Source organism: Rhodospirillales bacterium, from assembly GCA_016710335.1.
GTDB lineage: Bacteria > Pseudomonadota > Alphaproteobacteria > Rhodospirillales > Defluviicoccaceae > JADJXQ01.
This window is the reverse complement of sequence record JADJXQ010000008.1, coordinates 27868-44621: the sequence shown is the minus strand read 5'-3', so window position 1 is coordinate 44621 and position 16754 is coordinate 27868. Positions and strand designations below refer to the sequence as shown.

20 protein-coding genes and 1 pseudogene are annotated in these 16754 nt (G+C 65.7%); 10 read left to right on the top strand and 11 right to left on the bottom strand.

The window, feature by feature from the left end; translation table 11 throughout:
- Positions 1–4: 4 nt before the first annotated feature.
- Positions 5–550 (bottom strand): peroxiredoxin, encoded by a 546-nt coding sequence (locus tag IPM60_12820; GenBank protein MBK8908744.1) that lies wholly within the window; start codon positions 548–550, stop codon positions 5–7.
- A gap of 271 nt (positions 551–821) precedes the next feature.
- Here IPM60_12820 and IPM60_12815 point away from each other — a divergent pair, with 271 nt between their 5' ends.
- Together IPM60_12815 and IPM60_12810 are read left to right on the top strand one after the other, a co-directional pair.
- Positions 822–1256 (top strand): PRC-barrel domain-containing protein, encoded by a 435-nt coding sequence (locus IPM60_12815; protein MBK8908743.1) that lies wholly within the window; start codon positions 822–824, stop codon positions 1254–1256.
- A 48-nt stretch (positions 1257–1304) separates the two neighbouring features.
- Complete coding sequence (locus IPM60_12810; protein MBK8908742.1) at positions 1305–1562, top strand: hypothetical protein; 258 nt, start codon at positions 1305–1307, stop codon at positions 1560–1562.
- Between the two features lie 56 nt (positions 1563–1618).
- Here IPM60_12810 and IPM60_12805 read toward each other — a convergent pair whose 3' ends face one another.
- Positions 1619–2407, bottom strand: coding sequence for an enoyl-CoA hydratase/isomerase family protein (locus IPM60_12805; GenBank protein ID MBK8908741.1), 789 nt, complete (start codon positions 2405–2407; stop codon positions 1619–1621).
- Positions 2408–2448: 41 nt separating this feature from the next.
- Positions 2449–3048, bottom strand: a complete 600-nt coding sequence (locus IPM60_12800) for a Uma2 family endonuclease (GenBank protein MBK8908740.1) — start codon at positions 3046–3048, stop codon at positions 2449–2451.
- A 301-nt stretch (positions 3049–3349) separates the two neighbouring features.
- Between IPM60_12800 and mepA the strand changes: the two genes are divergently transcribed.
- Both mepA and IPM60_12790 read left to right on the top strand, forming a co-directional pair.
- Positions 3350–4210 (top strand): penicillin-insensitive murein endopeptidase, encoded by an 861-nt coding sequence (gene mepA / locus IPM60_12795; protein MBK8908739.1) that lies wholly within the window; start codon positions 3350–3352, stop codon positions 4208–4210.
- A 32-nt stretch (positions 4211–4242) separates the two neighbouring features.
- Positions 4243–4839 (top strand): nitroreductase, encoded by a 597-nt coding sequence (locus IPM60_12790; protein MBK8908738.1) that lies wholly within the window; start codon positions 4243–4245, stop codon positions 4837–4839.
- A gap of 29 nt (positions 4840–4868) precedes the next feature.
- Here the strand turns inward: IPM60_12790 and IPM60_12785 are convergent, their stop codons facing one another.
- The 6 genes and pseudogenes from IPM60_12785 to IPM60_12760 form a co-directional block, all read right to left on the bottom strand.
- On the bottom strand, positions 4869–5378 hold the full coding sequence (locus IPM60_12785; GenBank protein ID MBK8908737.1) for a hypothetical protein: 510 nt from the start codon (positions 5376–5378) through the stop codon (positions 4869–4871).
- On the bottom strand, positions 5378–6466 hold the full coding sequence (locus tag IPM60_12780; GenBank protein ID MBK8908736.1) for a type III polyketide synthase: 1089 nt from the start codon (positions 6464–6466) through the stop codon (positions 5378–5380). Before IPM60_12780 ends, IPM60_12785 begins: the two co-directional genes overlap by 1 nt.
- 206 nt (positions 6467–6672) lie before the next feature.
- Entirely contained in the window at positions 6673–7848 is a 1176-nt protein-coding gene (locus IPM60_12775) for a glutathione-dependent formaldehyde dehydrogenase (protein ID MBK8908735.1), read from the bottom strand.
- 13 nt (positions 7849–7861) lie between these two features.
- Positions 7862–8497, bottom strand: a complete 636-nt coding sequence (locus IPM60_12770) for an SRPBCC family protein (protein MBK8908734.1) — start codon at positions 8495–8497, stop codon at positions 7862–7864.
- An 81-nt stretch (positions 8498–8578) separates the two neighbouring features.
- Complete coding sequence (locus tag IPM60_12765; GenBank protein MBK8908733.1) at positions 8579–8791, bottom strand: hypothetical protein; 213 nt, start codon at positions 8789–8791, stop codon at positions 8579–8581.
- 71 nt (positions 8792–8862) lie between these two features.
- Positions 8863–10388 (bottom strand): annotated as a pseudogene (locus IPM60_12760) (UbiD family decarboxylase).
- A gap of 79 nt (positions 10389–10467) precedes the next feature.
- On the opposite strand from IPM60_12760, the gene IPM60_12755 reads away from it, so the two are divergent.
- The 5 genes from IPM60_12755 (at position 10468) to IPM60_12735 (ending at position 13601) form a co-directional block, all read left to right on the top strand.
- Entirely contained in the window at positions 10468–10635 is a 168-nt protein-coding gene (locus IPM60_12755; protein MBK8908732.1) for a hypothetical protein, read from the top strand.
- A 630-nt stretch (positions 10636–11265) separates the two neighbouring features.
- Complete coding sequence (locus IPM60_12750; protein ID MBK8908731.1) at positions 11266–12522, top strand: cysteine desulfurase; 1257 nt, start codon at positions 11266–11268, stop codon at positions 12520–12522.
- Positions 12515–12946, top strand: a complete 432-nt coding sequence (locus IPM60_12745) for a SufE family protein (protein ID MBK8908730.1) — start codon at positions 12515–12517, stop codon at positions 12944–12946. Before IPM60_12750 ends, IPM60_12745 begins: the two co-directional genes overlap by 8 nt.
- Positions 12947–12977: 31 nt before the next feature.
- A complete protein-coding gene (locus IPM60_12740; GenBank protein ID MBK8908729.1) occupies positions 12978–13265 on the top strand; it encodes a hypothetical protein in 288 nt (95 codons plus the stop codon).
- A complete protein-coding gene (locus IPM60_12735; protein ID MBK8908728.1) occupies positions 13266–13601 on the top strand; it encodes a type II toxin-antitoxin system RelE/ParE family toxin in 336 nt (111 codons plus the stop codon).
- Here IPM60_12735 and IPM60_12730 read toward each other — a convergent pair.
- Together IPM60_12730 and IPM60_12725 are read right to left on the bottom strand one after the other, a co-directional pair.
- Entirely contained in the window at positions 13598–13954 is a 357-nt protein-coding gene (locus IPM60_12730; GenBank protein ID MBK8908727.1) for a hypothetical protein, read from the bottom strand. The two genes, IPM60_12735 and IPM60_12730, sit on opposite strands and share 4 nt — an antisense overlap.
- A 150-nt stretch (positions 13955–14104) precedes the next feature.
- Positions 14105–14791, bottom strand: a complete 687-nt coding sequence (locus tag IPM60_12725; protein MBK8908726.1) for a tyrosine-protein phosphatase — start codon at positions 14789–14791, stop codon at positions 14105–14107.
- A 152-nt stretch (positions 14792–14943) separates the two neighbouring features.
- Between IPM60_12725 and IPM60_12720 the strand changes: the two genes are divergently transcribed.
- Positions 14944–16740, top strand: coding sequence for an ATP-binding cassette domain-containing protein (locus tag IPM60_12720; GenBank protein MBK8908725.1), 1797 nt, complete (start codon positions 14944–14946; stop codon positions 16738–16740).
- Positions 16741–16754 lie beyond the last annotated feature (14 nt).

Here is a 16754-nt window from a genome sequence, read left to right as displayed (position 1 = left end):
CGGCTCAGGCGGCGTCTTTCGCCGTAGCCTGGCTCTTGAGGTAGTCGAGCATGGTGTCGGCGTCGGAGGATTCGAACGGATCGATCGGGCACAGATCGGCGAATTCCGGCTCGATGAACATCTTCTCGATCCGGCCATCGACGACGTACATGGAATAACGCCAGCTCCGCATGCCGAAACCGAGGTTCGACTTGTCGACCAGCATGCCCATCTTGCGGGTGAACTCGGCGTTGCCGTCGGGCAGCAGAAACACCTTCTCCGCACCCTGCGCCTTGCCCCACTGATACATCACGAACGCGTCGTTGACGGAGAGGCAAACGACCTTGTCGACGCCCAGGCCCTTGAACTCTTCGTAGAGCTCCTCGTAACGGGGCAGGTGGCTCGAAGAGCACGTCGGCGTGAAGGCGCCCGGCAGGGCGAACAGCACCACGCGCTTGCCCTTGAAGATCTCATCGGTCGTCAGATCCTTCCACTCGAAGGGGTTCGGCCCGCCGAGGGCGTCGTTGCGAACCCGCGTCTTGAATGTCACGTTCGGCACGGTGTTTCTCATGAGGCAATCCTTTCCTCTGGTTGCGAAGCTGCTCGACACTACCATGGCGGCCAGCCGACCATGCATGTCGAAGCGATGGGGGTGGGTTGCAGCACCGCCGGCGCGGCGCCTCGACTAATTTGGAACAACTCTAATGTAAGTCGGAAGCCCGCCACGTCAAGCCGTCCATCCGCCGCTTCACGAAAAGGCTTGCCGTGCCGCGGATCCCGTCGCTAAGTGGCGACTCACCCATTGGGGCCTCGAGGGGGTCACGACGAACGGAGCGAAACTCATGATCCTACGCGGACTTGACAAGCTGCTGCTGGTGAGCGGGGTCGCCGTGCTGTTGAGCGGCGCTGCTCTCGCGCAGCAGACCACCATCCTCAAGAGCCAGCAGCCGCCGACCAGTGGCAACATCGTCACCAGCCAGGACAAGGTGCAAAGCGTCGTCGGCGGATGGAGCGCCAAGAACGACATCCTCGGCAAGGAGGTCATCAACGACGCGTCGCCGCCGGAGACCATCGGCACGGTGACCGACATCATCATCGCCAAGGACGCCGGCATCGCTTACGCCGTCGTCGAGGCGGGGGGCTTCCTCGGCATCGGCAGCAAGTATATCCTGATCGGAGCCGACGACTTCAGTGCGCCGGTGGCCGGCAAGTTCGTCCTGCCCGGCGTGACCAAGAAAGCCGTGGAATCCGCCCCGGCCTTCCAGTACGCCCAGTAGGGATCGTTTCGCCAGAGTTCGTGCGCGTGAACCGGAGGACAATGATTCATGACGAAACAAAAGAAGCCCGGAGCCATGACCGAAAGCACCGGAGGAGTCGCGGATAAAGGCGCAGTGCCGTCGAAGGACGCCGATGGGCAAGAGACGGAAGCCGCCCCGGAAGATGGCCTCGAAGAGACCGGCGAGGACCAGACGCTGCACGGAGCCGCGATCGGCACGCCGGGCAGCGGCGAGGAACTGGATCGGATGAAAGACGAGGACGATCTCCCGGAAAGCGACGTCGAGCGCGCCCGCGACCAGGATTAGCGAGAGAGATAAAGCTTGAACGCTGGCGACTTCGTTGCTGACGATTGCGACGGCGTTCATTCGCCGGTGAACGTGGGCTTGCGCTTGTCGAGGAAGGCGGCGATGCCTTCCCGACCGTCCCGCGAGCGGCTGATCTCGGCGATGGCGCGGCCCTCCATCTCCATCTGGGTTTCCAGGTCGGCCGTGAAGCTGCGGGCGAGCAGCCGCTTCACGGTCGCGTAGCTGCGGGTCGGGCCCTCGGCCAGGCGCCGGGCAAGGTCGTTCGCCTCGTCCATCAGCGCGTTGTCGGCGACGACGCGGTTGATCAGCCCCCACTCGGCGGCCTCGCAGGCGCCGAGGCGTCGGTTGGTGAGCATCAATTCCATGGCGCGGCGCCAGCCGATCAGCCGCGGCATGACGTGGGTGGAACTGCCATCCGGCACCAGGCCTGCGGCGGTGTAGGCCATGACGAAGCTGGCGCTTTCCGCGGCGAGGACGAAATCGCCGGCGATGGCGAGGCTCATGCCGGCGCCCGCCGCGGCGCCGTTGACGGCGATGACCAGCGGCGGCGCCATACGGGCGAAGTGGGCGATGGCGGCGTGCAGGTAAATGGTGAGCTCCTTCAATCCGGCCCCGATGTCGTCGCCGAAGGCGGCCATGGCGCGAAGATCGCCACCAGCGCAAAACATCTTGCCGGCTCCGGTAAGCAGCACGGCGCGTACCGTCGGATCCTGGTCGCAGCGGATGGAAACCTGCATCAGTTCGCGGGCGAGGGTGAGGTCGAGGGCGTTGGCGGCCTCGGGCCGATCAAGGGTGACGTGCGCCACATGGTCGGTCACCGCGAAGCGAATCGTCTGGTAGGACATCGGTCATCCCCGTATTTTCGGCATTCAACCGCGGAGCGGCGCTACTCGGTCTCTTGTTGCGCGCTCGGCCAGCCGAACACCTCGCAGACCGGAACTTCGAGCAATGGAATCGTCCGGAAGGTCAGCATGTCTGCAGGCCTCAGCATCTCCGGCGCGGCGAAACCTCCTTCGACACTCTGCCGGTAGATCTGCACCCGACGCTCCTCGGGCGCTACGATAACGTACTCGTCGACCCCCGCCTGCTCGTAAAGCGCCCGCTTCTCGGTGCGCAGTCCGACTCCTGTCTCCGCCGCCGCCACCTCGACGACCAGTTCGGGCGCTCCGTCCACATAGCGATCGTTGGCGAGTTTGCGGAGGTCGCAGACGACGACGATATCCGGATGGACGACCGTATCGGCAGCGAGCACCACGTCGACCGGCTCGACAAAGACGCCGCAAGACGATCCCTCGCGATCGGCGCCCTCAGCGCGGAGGAACCCGACGATCAGGCTTCCGAGTGCGATCAGAGCACGGTCGCGATCCTTGGACGGCGCCGACAAGCACGGCCGCAACTCGCCGCGAATCAGTTCGCATGGCGGGCCGTCGGGGAGGGCAAGATACTCCTCGACGGTGTAGCGCTTGTCGCGATCCTGCAGCCGCACGGCCGAATCCTTACGCACAATCCCTGTTTCAACGAGCAACTCGAACCGCCGCATCACTCACGTCGATCGCTCCAGCGATTCCTGCTATAACATCACACTTGATCTTGGTGCGCCAGATGTCCCAGTGCAGCGGTGCATACAGGAATGCACCATTGCTGCAGATAACCTCTTGATTCCCGTGCACACTGTCGCCCACTCGACTGAATTACTCGAATGGGTGTGTGTACTCGGGAGAGCACCATCCAGGCCATGCCGGTCGCCTGCTGAAAGACGCTCACAGAACTGGTCAGGTGTGTCGACGATGCTCATAAGGATCGCGATCGGGTTCAACGCCCTTTTCTTGATGATTGCTGCGGCCGGCGCGTCGTCGGCCGAACCCCAGTGGTGGCAGGTGGAGAAACCGCTCGCCGAGCGGGCTCAGGCGTTCGGCAGTCACGCGCGCGGTTGCCTGGCCGGGGCCGTGGCACTGGCCGACGATGGCGCCGGATTCCAGGTTGTTCGGCCGTCCCGCAATCGCTTTTTCGGGCACCCCGAACTCATCGATTTCGTGCGCGCTTTCGCTCGAGAGGTCGAAAGGCAGGGGTGGGCCGGTCTGCTCGTCGGCGACATTGCCCAGCCGCGCGGCGGCCCGATGCGGAGCGGACACGCCAGCCACCAGACCGGGCTCGACGTCGACATCTGGTTCCGCCCGGCGCCGGAGCGGCCCCTGAGCCGGACGGAACGCGACGCTTTGGCCGCCGTCTCGATGGTCGACAGCGGCGGACGTGCGGTCGACGGCGGTTGGAGTCACCGCGAAGCCGCTCTCCTGCGCACCGCAGCGAGCGATCCGCGGGTGGCGCGCATTTTCGTCAACCCGGCGATAAAGCAGCGGCTCTGCCAGAGCGGCAGCGGCGATCGTGGCTGGCTGCAGAAAATCCGGCCATGGTGGGGGCACGACAGCCATTTTCACGTCAGGCTGCACTGCCCGGCCGATGATCGGACGTGCGTCGACCAGACACCGCCGCCGCCGGGAGATGGGTGCGGCGACGATCTGGCCTGGTGGTTTTCCGAGGATGCGCAGCGCATGGCCGCCGAGCGCAAGGCAAGAACGCCCGCGGACACGCCGCCGATCACCCTCGCCGAACTGCCGGCCGGCTGCGCGCCGATCCTGATGCAGCCTTGATGCTCCCGGCGCCGACAAGCAAGGAGACGGCGATGCGGAATGACGCTACAGCGGCTGATGCGCCAGGCGTGCTCGACGTCATCATGGCGCGCCGCTCGGTGCCGGTGCAGCGGCTCGGTCCGCCGGGCCCGACGCCGGACGAAATCCGCCGGATGGTGGCGGCGGCGGTGACCGCACCCGACCACGGCGCTCTTCGGCCGTGGCGATTCAGGGTCATCGACTCGGATACGCGGCTACGCCTCGCCGACCTGTTCGTGGCCGCCAGAACCGGCGGCGCGCCCGATGCGCCGGCCGCCGTGGTCGACAAGGAGCGTGACAAGGCACTGGCCGGGCCCGTCCTGATGGCGGTCACCGCGCCCATCAACCATGGCCATCCCAAGGTCCCTGCAAGCGAGCAGTACGTCTCGGTGGGAATGGCGGTGCAGAACCTGCTGCTCGCCGCACGATCCCTGGGGTACGCCGGAATCCTGCTGAGCGGCGAGCGGGTGCGGGATCCGGCGGTGCGGGCAGTCCTCGCGGTTGCCGACGACGCGGAACTGATCGGCTTCATCACCATCGGCACGCCGGACGGCGATTTGCCGCCGAAGCGCCGCCCCAACCCCGACGACCACCTCGCCTTCGGCCCCTGAACGAACGGGCGGGCAACGATCGAACTCGGTCAGCCCTCCGTCGGACGGAGGCCCAACGCCCGTTCCTCTGTACGGATCCGGCGCCACAGCACCACGCCGTTGAGGAGGGAGAACACCAGGGCGATCTCCCAGGCGCCGAACACCAGCGGCAGCAGCGCGATCTCGGCCGCGACAACGACGTAGTTGGGATGACGCAGCCACCGGTATGGCCCCTTCGTCACCAGTGGCGCGCCGGGCACCACGATGATGCGCGTCGTCCACCGCTCCCCGAGACTGACGATCACCCAGTACCGCAGCCCCTGGACGATCAGGAACAGAATAAGGGGCACCGGCGCCGGCGGCGCGTGGGTGGGGATCAAGAACGCCACCACCGCAAGCCACCCGGCGTGCAGGACGACGATCGCCGGATAGTGGGCGCGGCCCGCCTCGACGCCCCCGCGTGCCAACAGACGGCGCGTGTTGCGGCGGGCCACCGCCAGTTCGACGAGGCGGGCGACGATGACGTAGGTGACGAGCAGCGCATGCGCCGTCACGGACATCACCGCCGCTCGATACGCTCGACGACTCCGAAGGCGGCGGTGAAGCCGGGTCCGAGGCTCGACAGCAGGATGCGCCGCGGCGGCGCACCGCGAGAGAGCACGCGCTGCAGCACGAACAGGACCGTCACCGCCGACATGTTGCCGTAGTCCCTGAGGATGGCGCGCGAGTCGGTCAGCGCGCCGTTGGCGAGGCCGAGCACGTCTTCCAGCGCATCGAGCACTTTGGCGCCGCCGGGGTGGAGGCCGAAGGCATCGAAGTCGGCGAGCGACAGGCCGTTATTCTCAAGAAATTCGTCAAGGGCGTCACGGAAGTGGCCGCGGATGATGGCGGGGATGTCGCGGGAGAACAGCACGCCGAGGCCGTCGTCCGCCACCTGCCAGCCCATCACGTCGAGCATCCCCGGCCATGTGTGCTCGCCCCAGGCGCGCAGGGTCGGCTGAGCAGAGGCGGCGTTGTCATCGGGCTCTGCCGTCAGCACCGCCGCGGCGGCGCCGTCACCGAACAGGGCAGTGGCGATGACGTTCGACTTGGATCGGTCCCCGTGCCGGAAGGTGAGGCCGCAAAGTTCGACCACCAGCAACAAAACGCGGGCGCCGGGGCGGCTCAACGCCATCTGCGCCGCCCGCGCCAAGCCGAGGATGCCGCCGGCGCAACCGAGTCCGAAAACCGGCAGCCGTTGGACGTCACGGCGTAGCTTCATGCGCTCGACCAGAAGCGCGTCGAGGCTCGGCGTCGCGATGCCGGAGCTGGAGACGGACACGATCATGTCGATGTCGCGGCGCTCCAGCCCGGCCTGCGCCAGAGCGCGATCGGCTGCGTCCTCGAGCAATGTTACCGCGTGGTCGACAAACAGCCCGTTGCGGTCGCCGAAACCGTGCGGCTCCGCATACCACTCGATCGGCACGCACGAATGACGTTTGGCGATGGCAGCGTTGGCATAGACGGGAACCAGACGCTGGAAATCCGCGAACGACCCGCCGAACAGCGCCTCCCCGAACCGCGCCACGTCCGCCTGCTCCAGCCGGTAGGGCGGAACAGCGGTCGTTAAAGACAGCAGTGCGGGCCGGTGCTGTGAGGCGCGCGACATGAAGTGCTCGTCACTGGAGGGGGAGCAGATGCTGAAACGTCTTCGTACGTTCCTGAAGTACGGCCCGCACCGCCCTCTGCCAAGCTGCAATGCAGTCGCGGCGGAAAAAAACGACGACCGCGCCGCATCCGGTTGCCGGTTTGCACCGGGGGATCGGCGGGTTGCCCGTCGGCCCGCTTCAGTTCTACCCGCCGGGTCGTCTCGTTCTACCCGCCGGGTCGGAGGACGACCTTCGTCCACTCGTCCTGGTTGTCTTTGAAGTTCTTGTAACCACGCGGAGCCTCTTCAAGCGGCAGCCTGTGGCTGATGAGGAAGGTCGTGTCGATGTCGCCCGCCTCGATGCGCTTCAGCAGATCGTGGCTGTAGCGCTGGACGTGGGTCTGACCGGTGCGAAGCTGCAGCCCCTTCTCCATCAGCGCGCCCAAGGGGAATTTGTCGACCAGTCCGCCGTAGACCCCGGGCATGGAGATCCGGCCACCCTTCCGGCATGCCAGGATCGCCTGCCGGAGAGCGTGGGCGCGGTCGGCGCCGATGCCGACGGTCTGCTTCAGCGTATCGAGGATATTATCGACGGCAAAGCCATGGGACTCCATGCCGACGGCGTCGATCACGGCGTCGGGGCCGATGCCGCCGGTCATCTCGGTCAGCGCCTCGCGCACATCCGTCTGCCGGTAGTCGATGATCTCGGCGCCGAGCTTGCGTGCGAGGGCCAGCCGGTTGGGATAATGATCGATGGCGATGACCTGATGCGCGCCCATGAGCAGGGCACTCTGGATCGCGAACAATCCGACGGGGCCGCAGCCCCACACCGCAACCGTATCTCCTTCTTCGATGTCGGCATTATCGGCCGCCATCCATCCGGTCGGCAGGATATCGGACAGGAAAAGCACCTGTTCGTCATCGAGGCCGTCGGGGACGACCACCGGGCCGACGTCGGAAAACGGCACCCGGACGTACTCAGCCTGCCCGCCGGCATAGCCGCCGGTCATGTGCGAATATCCGAACAGGCCGCTCGACGGCCGACCGAACGCGGTCTCCGAGATGTCCTGCTTCTCCGCCGGATTGCTGTTGTCGCAGGCCGAGTACTGGCGCTTGTTGCAGAAAAAGCAGCTTCCACATGCTATGACGAACGGCACGACGACACGCTGGCCGATGTCCAGAGTGCTGGCGCGGCCGGTTTCGACCACCTCTCCCATGAACTCGTGGCCGAGGATGTCGCCCGTCAGCATGCCCGGGATGACTCCGTCGTAGATGTGCAGGTCCGATCCGCATATCGCCGTCGACGTCACTTTGATGATGGCGTCGCGCGGGTTGACGATCTCCGGGTCGGGAACTGTGTCGACGCGAACGTCGTGAGTTCCGTGATAGGTCACTGCGCGCATGGAACGGTTTCCTTCACGCGGCGTTGCGCCGATTGTGCGAGATCGCGATCTCTCCGGTTTCCATTAGCATCTTGAAGCGCTTGAGCTCCCGCCGGACCTGGAGCTGCGGCTCGCGCTGAAACAGCTTTGCGACGAGGCGGCCGATTTCTCCGGCCGGAGGAACATAGGCGATCACCGCTTCGACAACGGTGCCGCGACCCGCAGGCGCGTCCCTGAATGTGACCCGCCCGTGGGCTTCGATGCTGGATTCGGCGGTGGATCGCCAAGCGATGACTTCGTTCTCCCGATCTTCGACCACCTCGGTTTCGAGATCGACGACTTGCCCGGCTGGAGCCGCAATGCTCCATCGCCAGCGGTTCGGCCCTATGGATCGAACCTCCTCGACGTTCTCCATGAACGCCGGCAGATTTTCAAAGGTACGCCAGTAGCCGTAAAGCTCCGCCCGAGGCTTGTTGATGGTGACGCTCCGCCCGACGACGGCGTGACGGCCGAACCCCGTGTGGCGAGCGGTGCGCCCCGGCGCGCTGTCGGGCGGCCACTCGTCGCGCCGCCTGGTCTTGCCGACGGCTGCTGCGATGGTCCCGCCGATCACCGCCGCGAGCGCAACTCCGGCGAGGATTTCGCCACTTCTGTTGCGAGGATAGCTCATGCTGGTGCGCTCCCCGATACGTGCGGGGGCGAGGACGCCGCCCCGCACCTTCCGTTCACCACCCGGACGATCAGCGGCAGCTCACTTCTGCTGCTGATCTTCCCTTTCGACGCGTACGGCCTCGGTTGCAACTTCCTCGATCTTCTCGGGAGCCACCCCCTCTTCGACGGCGTCGTTGATCACTTCTTTTGCCACCTTTTTCGAGAGGCCCTCCGCCTCGGCGACCGAGGTGACCTTCTTGACGGTTTCCGGTGAAACCTCGGAAACGCCCTGAGTTCTTCCCTTGTCCTTCATCGAAGATCTCTTTCCTGATGCTGTTCAAGGGGACAACGCGCTGCCGCCCCGCAGGTTCCTCCGACTGCTCATCACCTCCATATCGCTTTTCCGGAGCCGGGCAGGCCGTAGCGGGGCCACTTTTCGGTCACTAGGCGGACGATGTCGTCGCTCATGCGAATGCGGCGGCCCCATTCCCGTTTCGTCTCCGGAGGGATCTTGGCCGTGGCGTCGATGCCGAGCTTGCCGCCGAGGCCGGAGTCAGGGGAGGCGAAGTCGAGATAGTCGATCGGCGTGTTCTCGATGACCGTGAGGTCCCGCCCTGGATCGACGTTGGTGGACAAGGCCCAGATCACGTCCGTCCAGTCGCGGGCGTCGATGTCGTGGTCCACGACGATGACGAACTTGGTGTACATGAATTGGCGCAAGTACGACCACACAGCCATCATCACCCGCTTGGCATGACCGGGATAGGCCTTCCGCATCGACACCACGGCGACGCGGTAGGAGCATCCCTCCGGCGGCAGCCAGAAGTCGACGATCTCCGGGAACTGCTGGATCAGGAGCGGCACGAACACCTCGTTGAGGGCCTCGCCGAGGATCGACGGCTCGTCCGGCGGCCGGCCGGTGAAGGTTGTCAGGTAGATCGGGTCGCGCCGCATGGTGATGGCGGAGCCGGTGAATATCGGGAACGGTTCGACGGCATTGTAGTAGCCGGTGTGGTCGCCGTAGGGCCCTTCATCGCCGGTATCGTCGAGCGAAACGTGGCCCTCGATGACCATTTCCGCCTCCGCCGGCACCTTGAGGGGCACCGTCCGGCAGTCGATCAGCTCCACCTTGGCGCCGCGCAGCAGGCCGGCGAACTGGTATTCGGAGAGCGTGTCGGGCACGGGCGTCACCGCGGCGAGGATGGTGCCGGGATCGGCGCCGATCACCGCCGCGGCCGGCAGCGGCTCGCGCCTGGCTCCTGCTTCCAGCGCGCGTGATGCTGGGCGCCGCCGCGGTGTTTGAGCCAGCGCATGTACGTGGTGTTCGGGCCGGTGACCTGCATCCGGTAAATGCCGAGGTTGGGGGCGTCGCGCTTGTCGGCGCCGCTACCGCTCCGGTTCGGCCCTTCGGTCACCACCAGCGGCCAGGTGATCAGCGGCGCCGGTTCCCCCGGCCAGCAGCCCTGGACCGGCAGGCGGGCGAGGTCGATGTCGCCGCCGGTCAGCACCACCTCCTGGCAGGGCGCACGACTGACGCTCTTCGGCTTCATCGCCATGACGGTCCTGAGGAGCGGCAGCATGTCGAGCGCCTCGCGAAAGCCGCCCGGGGGCTCCGGCTGGCGGAGAAACGCCAGCATCTCCCCCACCTCCCGCAATTGCGCCGGCGTCCGGTTCATGCCCCACGCCACCCGCTCGACGGTTCCGAACAGGTTGACCAGCACCGGCATGTCGTAGGGTATGCCGTCCTCGCGCACGACGTGCTCGAACAGCACCGCCGGCCCGCCCTCCGCAAGGAGGCGCGTCTGGATCTCCGTCATCTCGAGCACCGGCGTGACCGGCTCAGCGACCCTTACCAGCCTTCCGTCGCGCTCCAGGCGGTCCATGAACTCGCGCAGAGACTTGTATGCCATTGTCTCGTCTCCCCGCGTGCGTGTGCTTTCACTCGTTCTGTCGCACCTATATCATGATGGCTGCGGCGTGAGGTAGGATGTGGACAGGATTCAAAGTATCGAGCGGCAGATCAAGGCGCTCTCGCCACGGGAACTGGAGGAGTTGCGGCTCTGGTTTGATCGCTCCTACGCCGTCGCGCGGTTGCAAGGCGCCGCCACCGTCGGGATGTCGACGGACGAGATCATGGTGCTGACGCGGAGCGAATGAACCAAGGTCTGGTGCGCAGCAACGTTGCCTCCGACTTGGTCAAAGCAACAAGCAGCATGAACGGCTGCACGTTAGGCCGATCGCATTTCAGAACTGGGGCGAGAGAGCTGAGATATAAGAGCTGAGATATAATCGCCTGGGGTGCGGCTATCTTGTCCTTGACCGCAATCCCGCCGGACAGTATGTTCTTCTTGTGTTCATGTTCCCTATGGTCTATTGTTGATCGGCCCGAGTGGGGCGCGCCGCCCGTCGCGTCACGCGCGGGTTGCCTAGCAGGAATTTAAACCTAAAGAGGAAGCATGCAATATCAATGAGTTGCCTCGGGTTTTGCATACATTTCCATACAAATGCATACATCTGTGCTGCCGAGAATGACACAAAGCGAGGGTTTTCAGGTATTTGGTCCTGATTCGCTCGTGCAAAACGATGGCGAATCTACACGAATCCGTGCGGGTTCGGCCAGGACATGAAACGCATGACGTGCAGATGCACGTCATCCTCTTTACCTGCAGGTTGCGCCATCCCGGCCATCGGGCGCCGCATGGTTCTGCGATGGGAGAGGAAGGGCGCCAGATGCGGTCGACCTAGGCTCCACTTGCAAAGCCGTTGCTTGAAGCGTTGACTCGGCGGATGGTTGACCACGCCTCACACCACTCCGCCGCCGAGGCGCCGCTTGACGTAGCTCAGGTGCGCCGCGACTTCCCGATCCTTGCTGAGACGGTTCATGGGCAGCCGTTGGTGTACCTGGATACCGCCGCCAGCGCCCAAAAGCCGCGCGCGGTGATCGAGGCCATGCAGGCTGTGTACGAGCGGGGTTACGCCAACGTTCACCGGGCAGTCCATTGCCTGGGTGCTCTTGCGACCGATGCGTACGAGGCGGCGCGTGACGACGTCGCCCGCTTCATCAATGCCGAGAGCGCCGACCAGATCGTGTTCACCCGCAACGCCACCGAGGCGATCAACCTGGTCGCTTCCAGCTATGGCCGCGCAGCGCTTGCCCCCGGCGACGAGATCGTGCTTTCGGAGATGGAGCATCACGCCAACATCGTCCCCTGGCAGATGCTGCGGCACGAGCGCGGGATCGTCCTGCGCATCGCACCGATCGACGACGATGGCGCTCTCCGGCTCGACGCATTTGCGGATCTGCTCGGCGAGCGGACACGCCTGGTCGCCATCACCCACTGCTCCAACGTCCTTGGCGCCGTGACCCCCATCCGCCACGTCATCGGTCTCGCCCACGCCGCCGGCGCACGCGTGCTGGTCGATGGCTCGCAAGCCATCGTCCACCGCCGCGTCGACGTGCAGGACCTGGAAGCTGACTTCTACGTGTTCACCGGGCACAAGCTCTACGGCCCGACCGGGATCGGCGTGCTCTACGGCAAGCGGGAGGCGCTCGAGGCGATGCCGCCGTATCAGGGCGGCGGCGAGATGATCGAGCGGGTGTCCTTCGACGCGACCATCTTCAAGGCGCCGCCGCACCGTTTCGAGGCGGGAACGCCGCCGTTCGTCCAGGCCGTAGGGCTGGCTGCGGCGATCCGCTATCTGACCAGCCTCGGCCTCGACCGCATCGCTGCGCATGAGCGCGATTTGCTGGCGTATGCGACCGAGAAGCTGGTGAACATCGAAGGCGTGCGGGTTTTCGGGACGACGCCGGAGAAGTCGCCGATCCTGTCGTTCGCCGTCGGCGACGTTCATCCATTCGATCTGGCGACGCTTCTCGACCGTCGCGGCATCGCCGTGCGCGCCGGCCACCATTGCGCGGAGCCGCTGATGGCGCGTCTCGGCATTACCGGCGTCGTCCGCGCCTCTTTCGGTGTCTACAACACGCGCGCCGAAGCGGATGCTCTGGCGGCGGGAGTGCGCGCAGCGATGGACGCGCTTGCCTGACATGACCCTGCTCGCAGCCTATCAGGCGTACGTGGAAAGTCTCGATGCCATCGACGGCGAGGCGGAACGCCTCGACGCGATCATCAATCTCGGCCGCCGGCACCACGCGCAAGCGTTTCCCGACGCCTGGAAGACGGACGCCAACCAGATGCACGGCTGCATGTCGAAGGTGTGGATCGTCCATCAACGGCAAGACGGCCGCCATACCTTCCACGGCCACAGCGACTCCCTCATCGTCAACGGCCTGGTCGCCGTCATGACGGAATCGTTCAGCGGCTTGACCCGCGCCGAACTGGCAGCGCTCACCCTCGATCACGTCCGGCGCTTCCGCCTCGGCGCCCTCACCGCCCAGCGCCAAGTCGGCATGATGGCGATGCTGAAGCACTTCCAGCGGCTGGCCAAAGCTCCGCTGTCTTCTGCTTGAACCCAACTACCCGCGGCGTATACTGAAAGCCATGAACATCGCGCTGAAGCCGAACCAGGAGACTTGGCTTAACGAAGCCGTTGCCGAAGGCCGGTTCGCGTCCGTCGAGGAAGCGGTTCAGGTCGCCGTGGACATGCTGGTTTACGAATTGGATGTGCCGGATCTGAGAGAGGATGGCGGTTTCGGCGAATTGACGGCGGAGGAGCTTCGCGCCAAGATCCAGGAAAGTCTGGAGCAGGCGGATCGCGGGGAGACCATCGACGGTGCCGAGGCGTTCGCTAGGCTTGAACGGCGATACCGGAACTGGCCGAATGTCTGAATGCCCCGCTGTCGGTTGACAGCGGCCGCGGACCGCGACATCGAACAAATCAGCGACTACATCGCCCTTGATGATCCGGAAGCGGCGCGGCAGTTCGTTTCGCGTCTTCGTGAGCGATGTGAAAGTTTGGCATTTACTCCGCTAGCGGGACGCTCCTATCCCGAACTGGGATGGGAGGTGCGGCGGGTTCCGTTTGAAGGAAGCTACCTGATTTTCTATCGTCCCGAGCAAAGCGGCGTCACCGTCCTCAACGTCAAGCACGGCGCCATGCGCCCGGAGACGATCCGGAAACAGGTGCGCCGTAGCCGGACCGACCACGATCGCAAAAGTTCTTAACGCAGGAATCCGGAGGATACGGCGATGGCGTTGGCTTCGCGCTCGCAGCGGCGGGCGTAGCCGTCGCATTCGGTGGCCCTGCGAATGGCCGTGCTGGCGTCGTCGAGATGATCCCGATGGCTGAGCCGGTCGCCGATCTTCCTCGCCTCGCGGGCGTCGCGCATTGCCTGCCACGCGGCGAACTTATGCTGCTCGGCCAGGCGCCGTGACCTTGCGGCGCCGCGGATCAGGTCCGGCAAACGAAACGCGATGTCCCAATGCTCTTCGAGGAATGGCGCACCCAGAAGGGCGCGGGCGTCGTGATCGTGCGGGCTGACGGTGTCAGGCTGGAAAGCGGCGGCGGTAAGCATCATCGGGTTCTCCCTTGACGACACAACCACTATGCGCCTCACGTGTATTCTACGCAACTTTTAAATGTGTAATGGAGAAAAATACATCTTACGCGGGAACTTGGAATCGGCGCTGGCCCTGGTCCGGCGTCGACCTGGGTGAAGACCTTGAGCCTACTCGCGGCGCAGGATGCGGTTGACGAGGAAATTGGCGAGCAGGCTGGAGCGATGCTCGGCGGTCAACGCCACCGGGTCGTAGACCTCGTCCACCCACGGATAGAATTCCGCCCGGGTGCCGCCGGTGTCTTTCAGGAACTGCTCGAAGAAGTGGTCGATGACGCCGGTCTTCGCCGCCTTGATGTGGCCGTAGCGCAGAGACAAGTGCCGCATGGCGTGGCGAAGCGGTTCGCCCTCGGCCAGGAACAGGTAGAGCGTCGCCATCAGGCCGGCACGGTCGGCGCCGGACTTGCAATGGATCAGCGCCGGGTACTCGATGCTGCGGAACATGTCGGCCGCTGCGTGCAGGGTCGGCTTGTCGAGGGCGCTTCGCGAACGGATCGGGAAGTCGACCAGCGCCAAGCCAAGCTCCTCGCAGGCGCGGCGTTCGAGCACGTAGCTGCCGCAGGTGTCGCGCCGGCCGCGGAGGTTGACGATCGTGCGCGTCCCCCAAGCCTTCTCCCGCTGCAGCTGGGCGGGATACGGCTGCGCCGAGCGCCACAGCCTCTCGCCGACGCGGTGGCGATTGCAGTAGACATGGCGGAACACGCCGTGGTCGACGAAAAAGCTGTCGAGGCGCGCCCGCCACCGCTCCGCAGCGCTCAGCGGCGCCGCCGGAGACGCAACAACCGGGAGATCGACCATCGAGACGGGTTCCTGGCGGTTTCGGAAAGGCGCTGTTGCAAAGCGCGGCCGGCCTCTGAATGATGTCGGAGCAACGGGTACCGGTTAGCAGACCCGGCTGGCGCATTCAATGCGGCGCGGCGCCCCCGGTCGGCGCCGGTCGAAGGGAGACCATGGCCGCAACGCAATCCGACGCCTCTGCTGAACTCAAGATCCCGCTCGGCGACGCCCGCACCTGGCCGCTGACGAGGCGCCTGGTGCGAGAGGCGGTGCGCCCCTATGCGCTGCACCTGATCGCCGCGATCCTGTGCATGTCGGTGGTCGCGGCCATGACCGCCGCGTTCGCCTGGCTGATGGAGCCGGTCATCAACAAGGTGTTCGTGCAAGGCGAACGCGCCGTCTTGTGGCTCCTCGCCGCTGCTGTCATCGTCGTGTTCCTCCTCAAGAACGCTGCGGCCTATGCCCAGGAAGTGCTGGTCGGCCACGTCGGCCAACGGGTGATCACGGACACCCAGAAGCGGCTGTTCGCGCACCTCATGGGCGCCGACATGGCGCTGTTCCAGGAGCGAAACTCCGGCGCGCTGGTGTCGCACTTCACATACGACACCAACGCCATGCGCAACGCGGTCTCCAACGCCCTGGTCGCCGTCGGCCGGGACAGCCTGTCGGTCATTTTCCTCGTCGGCGTGATGTTCTATCAGGCATGGCTGCTGACGCTGATCACCCTGGTGGTGGCGCCGCTGTCGGCGCATTACGTGGATCGCCTCGGCCGCAGCATGCGCCGCGTCTCGACCGCGACCCAGGAGGAGATGGGGGCGTTCACCTCGCGGCTCTCCGAGAGCTTCCAGGGCATCCGCATGATCAAGGCCTATGGCCTGGAAGCGATGGAGGCGGACAGGATCGCCGGCCGGGTCGAGACCATCTTCGGGCTGACGATGCGCGCCACCCGCATTCGCGCGGCCGTGATCCCGATCATCGACGCGCTGGGCGGCGTCGCCATGGGCGCCGTCATCCTCTATGGCGGCCAGAGCGTGATCGCCGGTGAGATGACCGCCGGCGCCTTCTTTTCGTTCATCACCGCGGTGGGCTTGGCGTATCAGCCGATCCGGGCGCTGGGCAAGGTCAACGCCTATCTGCAGGAAGGGCTGGCCGCGGCGGCGCGGGTGTTCGCGGTGCTCGACCGTGCTCCCGCCATCGCCGATCCGCCGCCCGCTGAAGCACAGCCGCTGCCGCGCATTCCCGGAGCAGTGCGCTTCGAGGCGGTGCGGTTTGATTATCCGAACGGGGCTCCGGCCCTCCACGGCGTCGACTTCGAGGCGCCGCCCGGCGGGGTCACCGCCCTCGTCGGACCGTCCGGGGCCGGCAAGAGCACGGTGCTCAACCTGATCCCGCGCTTCTACGACACGACGGCCGGCCGGCTGCTGGTCAACGGCTGCGACGTGCGCGCGGTTGCCGTCGCCGAACTGCGCGCGGCCATGGCGCTGGTCAGCCAGGAGGTGGTGCTGTTCGACGACACGGTGCGGAACAACATCCGCTACGGCCGCATGGGGGCCGGCGACGACGACATCCGCGCCGCCGCCGATGCCGCCGCCGCCGATGCGTTCATCCGCGACCTTCCCGACGGCTACGACACACGGGTGGGCGAGCACGGGCTGCGGCTCTCGGGCGGCCAGCGCCAGCGCATCGCCATCGCCCGCGCCATCCTCAAGGACGCGCCGATCCTGCTGCTCGACGAAGCGACCAGCGCCCTTGACACCGAATCGGAGCGCCAGATCCAGGCGGCCCTTGAGCGCTTGATGCAGGGCCGCACCACCATCGTCATCGCCCACCGCCTGTCGACCATCCGCCACGCCGACGTGATCCACGTGTTCCACGAGGGCCGCGTCGTCGAAAGCGGCGCCCACGGCGCCCTCATCGGCCGGGGCGACGGCCTCTACGCCCGCCTCCACGCATTGCAGTTCAGGGAGTAGGGAAGCCAAGCGGG

Coding starts and splice junctions, on each gene's coding strand:
- IPM60_12820 (MBK8908744.1), bottom strand. CDS start 550: ATGAGAAACACCGTGCCGAACGTGACATTCAAGACGCGGGTTCGCAAC.
- IPM60_12815 (MBK8908743.1), top strand. CDS start 822: ATGATCCTACGCGGACTTGACAAGCTGCTGCTGGTGAGCGGGGTCGCC.
- IPM60_12810 (MBK8908742.1), top strand. CDS start 1,305: ATGACGAAACAAAAGAAGCCCGGAGCCATGACCGAAAGCACCGGAGGA.
- IPM60_12805 (MBK8908741.1), bottom strand. CDS start 2,407: ATGTCCTACCAGACGATTCGCTTCGCGGTGACCGACCATGTGGCGCAC.
- mepA (MBK8908739.1), top strand. CDS start 3,350: ATGCTCATAAGGATCGCGATCGGGTTCAACGCCCTTTTCTTGATGATT.
- IPM60_12790 (MBK8908738.1), top strand. CDS start 4,243: ATGCGGAATGACGCTACAGCGGCTGATGCGCCAGGCGTGCTCGACGTC.
- IPM60_12785 (MBK8908737.1), bottom strand. CDS start 5,378: ATGTCCGTGACGGCGCATGCGCTGCTCGTCACCTACGTCATCGTCGCC.
- IPM60_12780 (MBK8908736.1), bottom strand. CDS start 6,466: ATGTCGCGCGCCTCACAGCACCGGCCCGCACTGCTGTCTTTAACGACC.
- IPM60_12775 (MBK8908735.1), bottom strand. CDS start 7,848: ATGCGCGCAGTGACCTATCACGGAACTCACGACGTTCGCGTCGACACA.
- IPM60_12770 (MBK8908734.1), bottom strand. CDS start 8,497: ATGAGCTATCCTCGCAACAGAAGTGGCGAAATCCTCGCCGGAGTTGCG.
- IPM60_12765 (MBK8908733.1), bottom strand. CDS start 8,791: ATGAAGGACAAGGGAAGAACTCAGGGCGTTTCCGAGGTTTCACCGGAA.
- IPM60_12750 (MBK8908731.1), top strand. CDS start 11,266: ATGGTTGACCACGCCTCACACCACTCCGCCGCCGAGGCGCCGCTTGAC.
- IPM60_12740 (MBK8908729.1), top strand. CDS start 12,978: ATGAACATCGCGCTGAAGCCGAACCAGGAGACTTGGCTTAACGAAGCC.
- IPM60_12735 (MBK8908728.1), top strand. CDS start 13,266: ATGCCCCGCTGTCGGTTGACAGCGGCCGCGGACCGCGACATCGAACAA.
- IPM60_12730 (MBK8908727.1), bottom strand. CDS start 13,954: ATGATGCTTACCGCCGCCGCTTTCCAGCCTGACACCGTCAGCCCGCAC.
- IPM60_12725 (MBK8908726.1), bottom strand. CDS start 14,791: ATGGTCGATCTCCCGGTTGTTGCGTCTCCGGCGGCGCCGCTGAGCGCT.
- IPM60_12720 (MBK8908725.1), top strand. CDS start 14,944: ATGGCCGCAACGCAATCCGACGCCTCTGCTGAACTCAAGATCCCGCTC.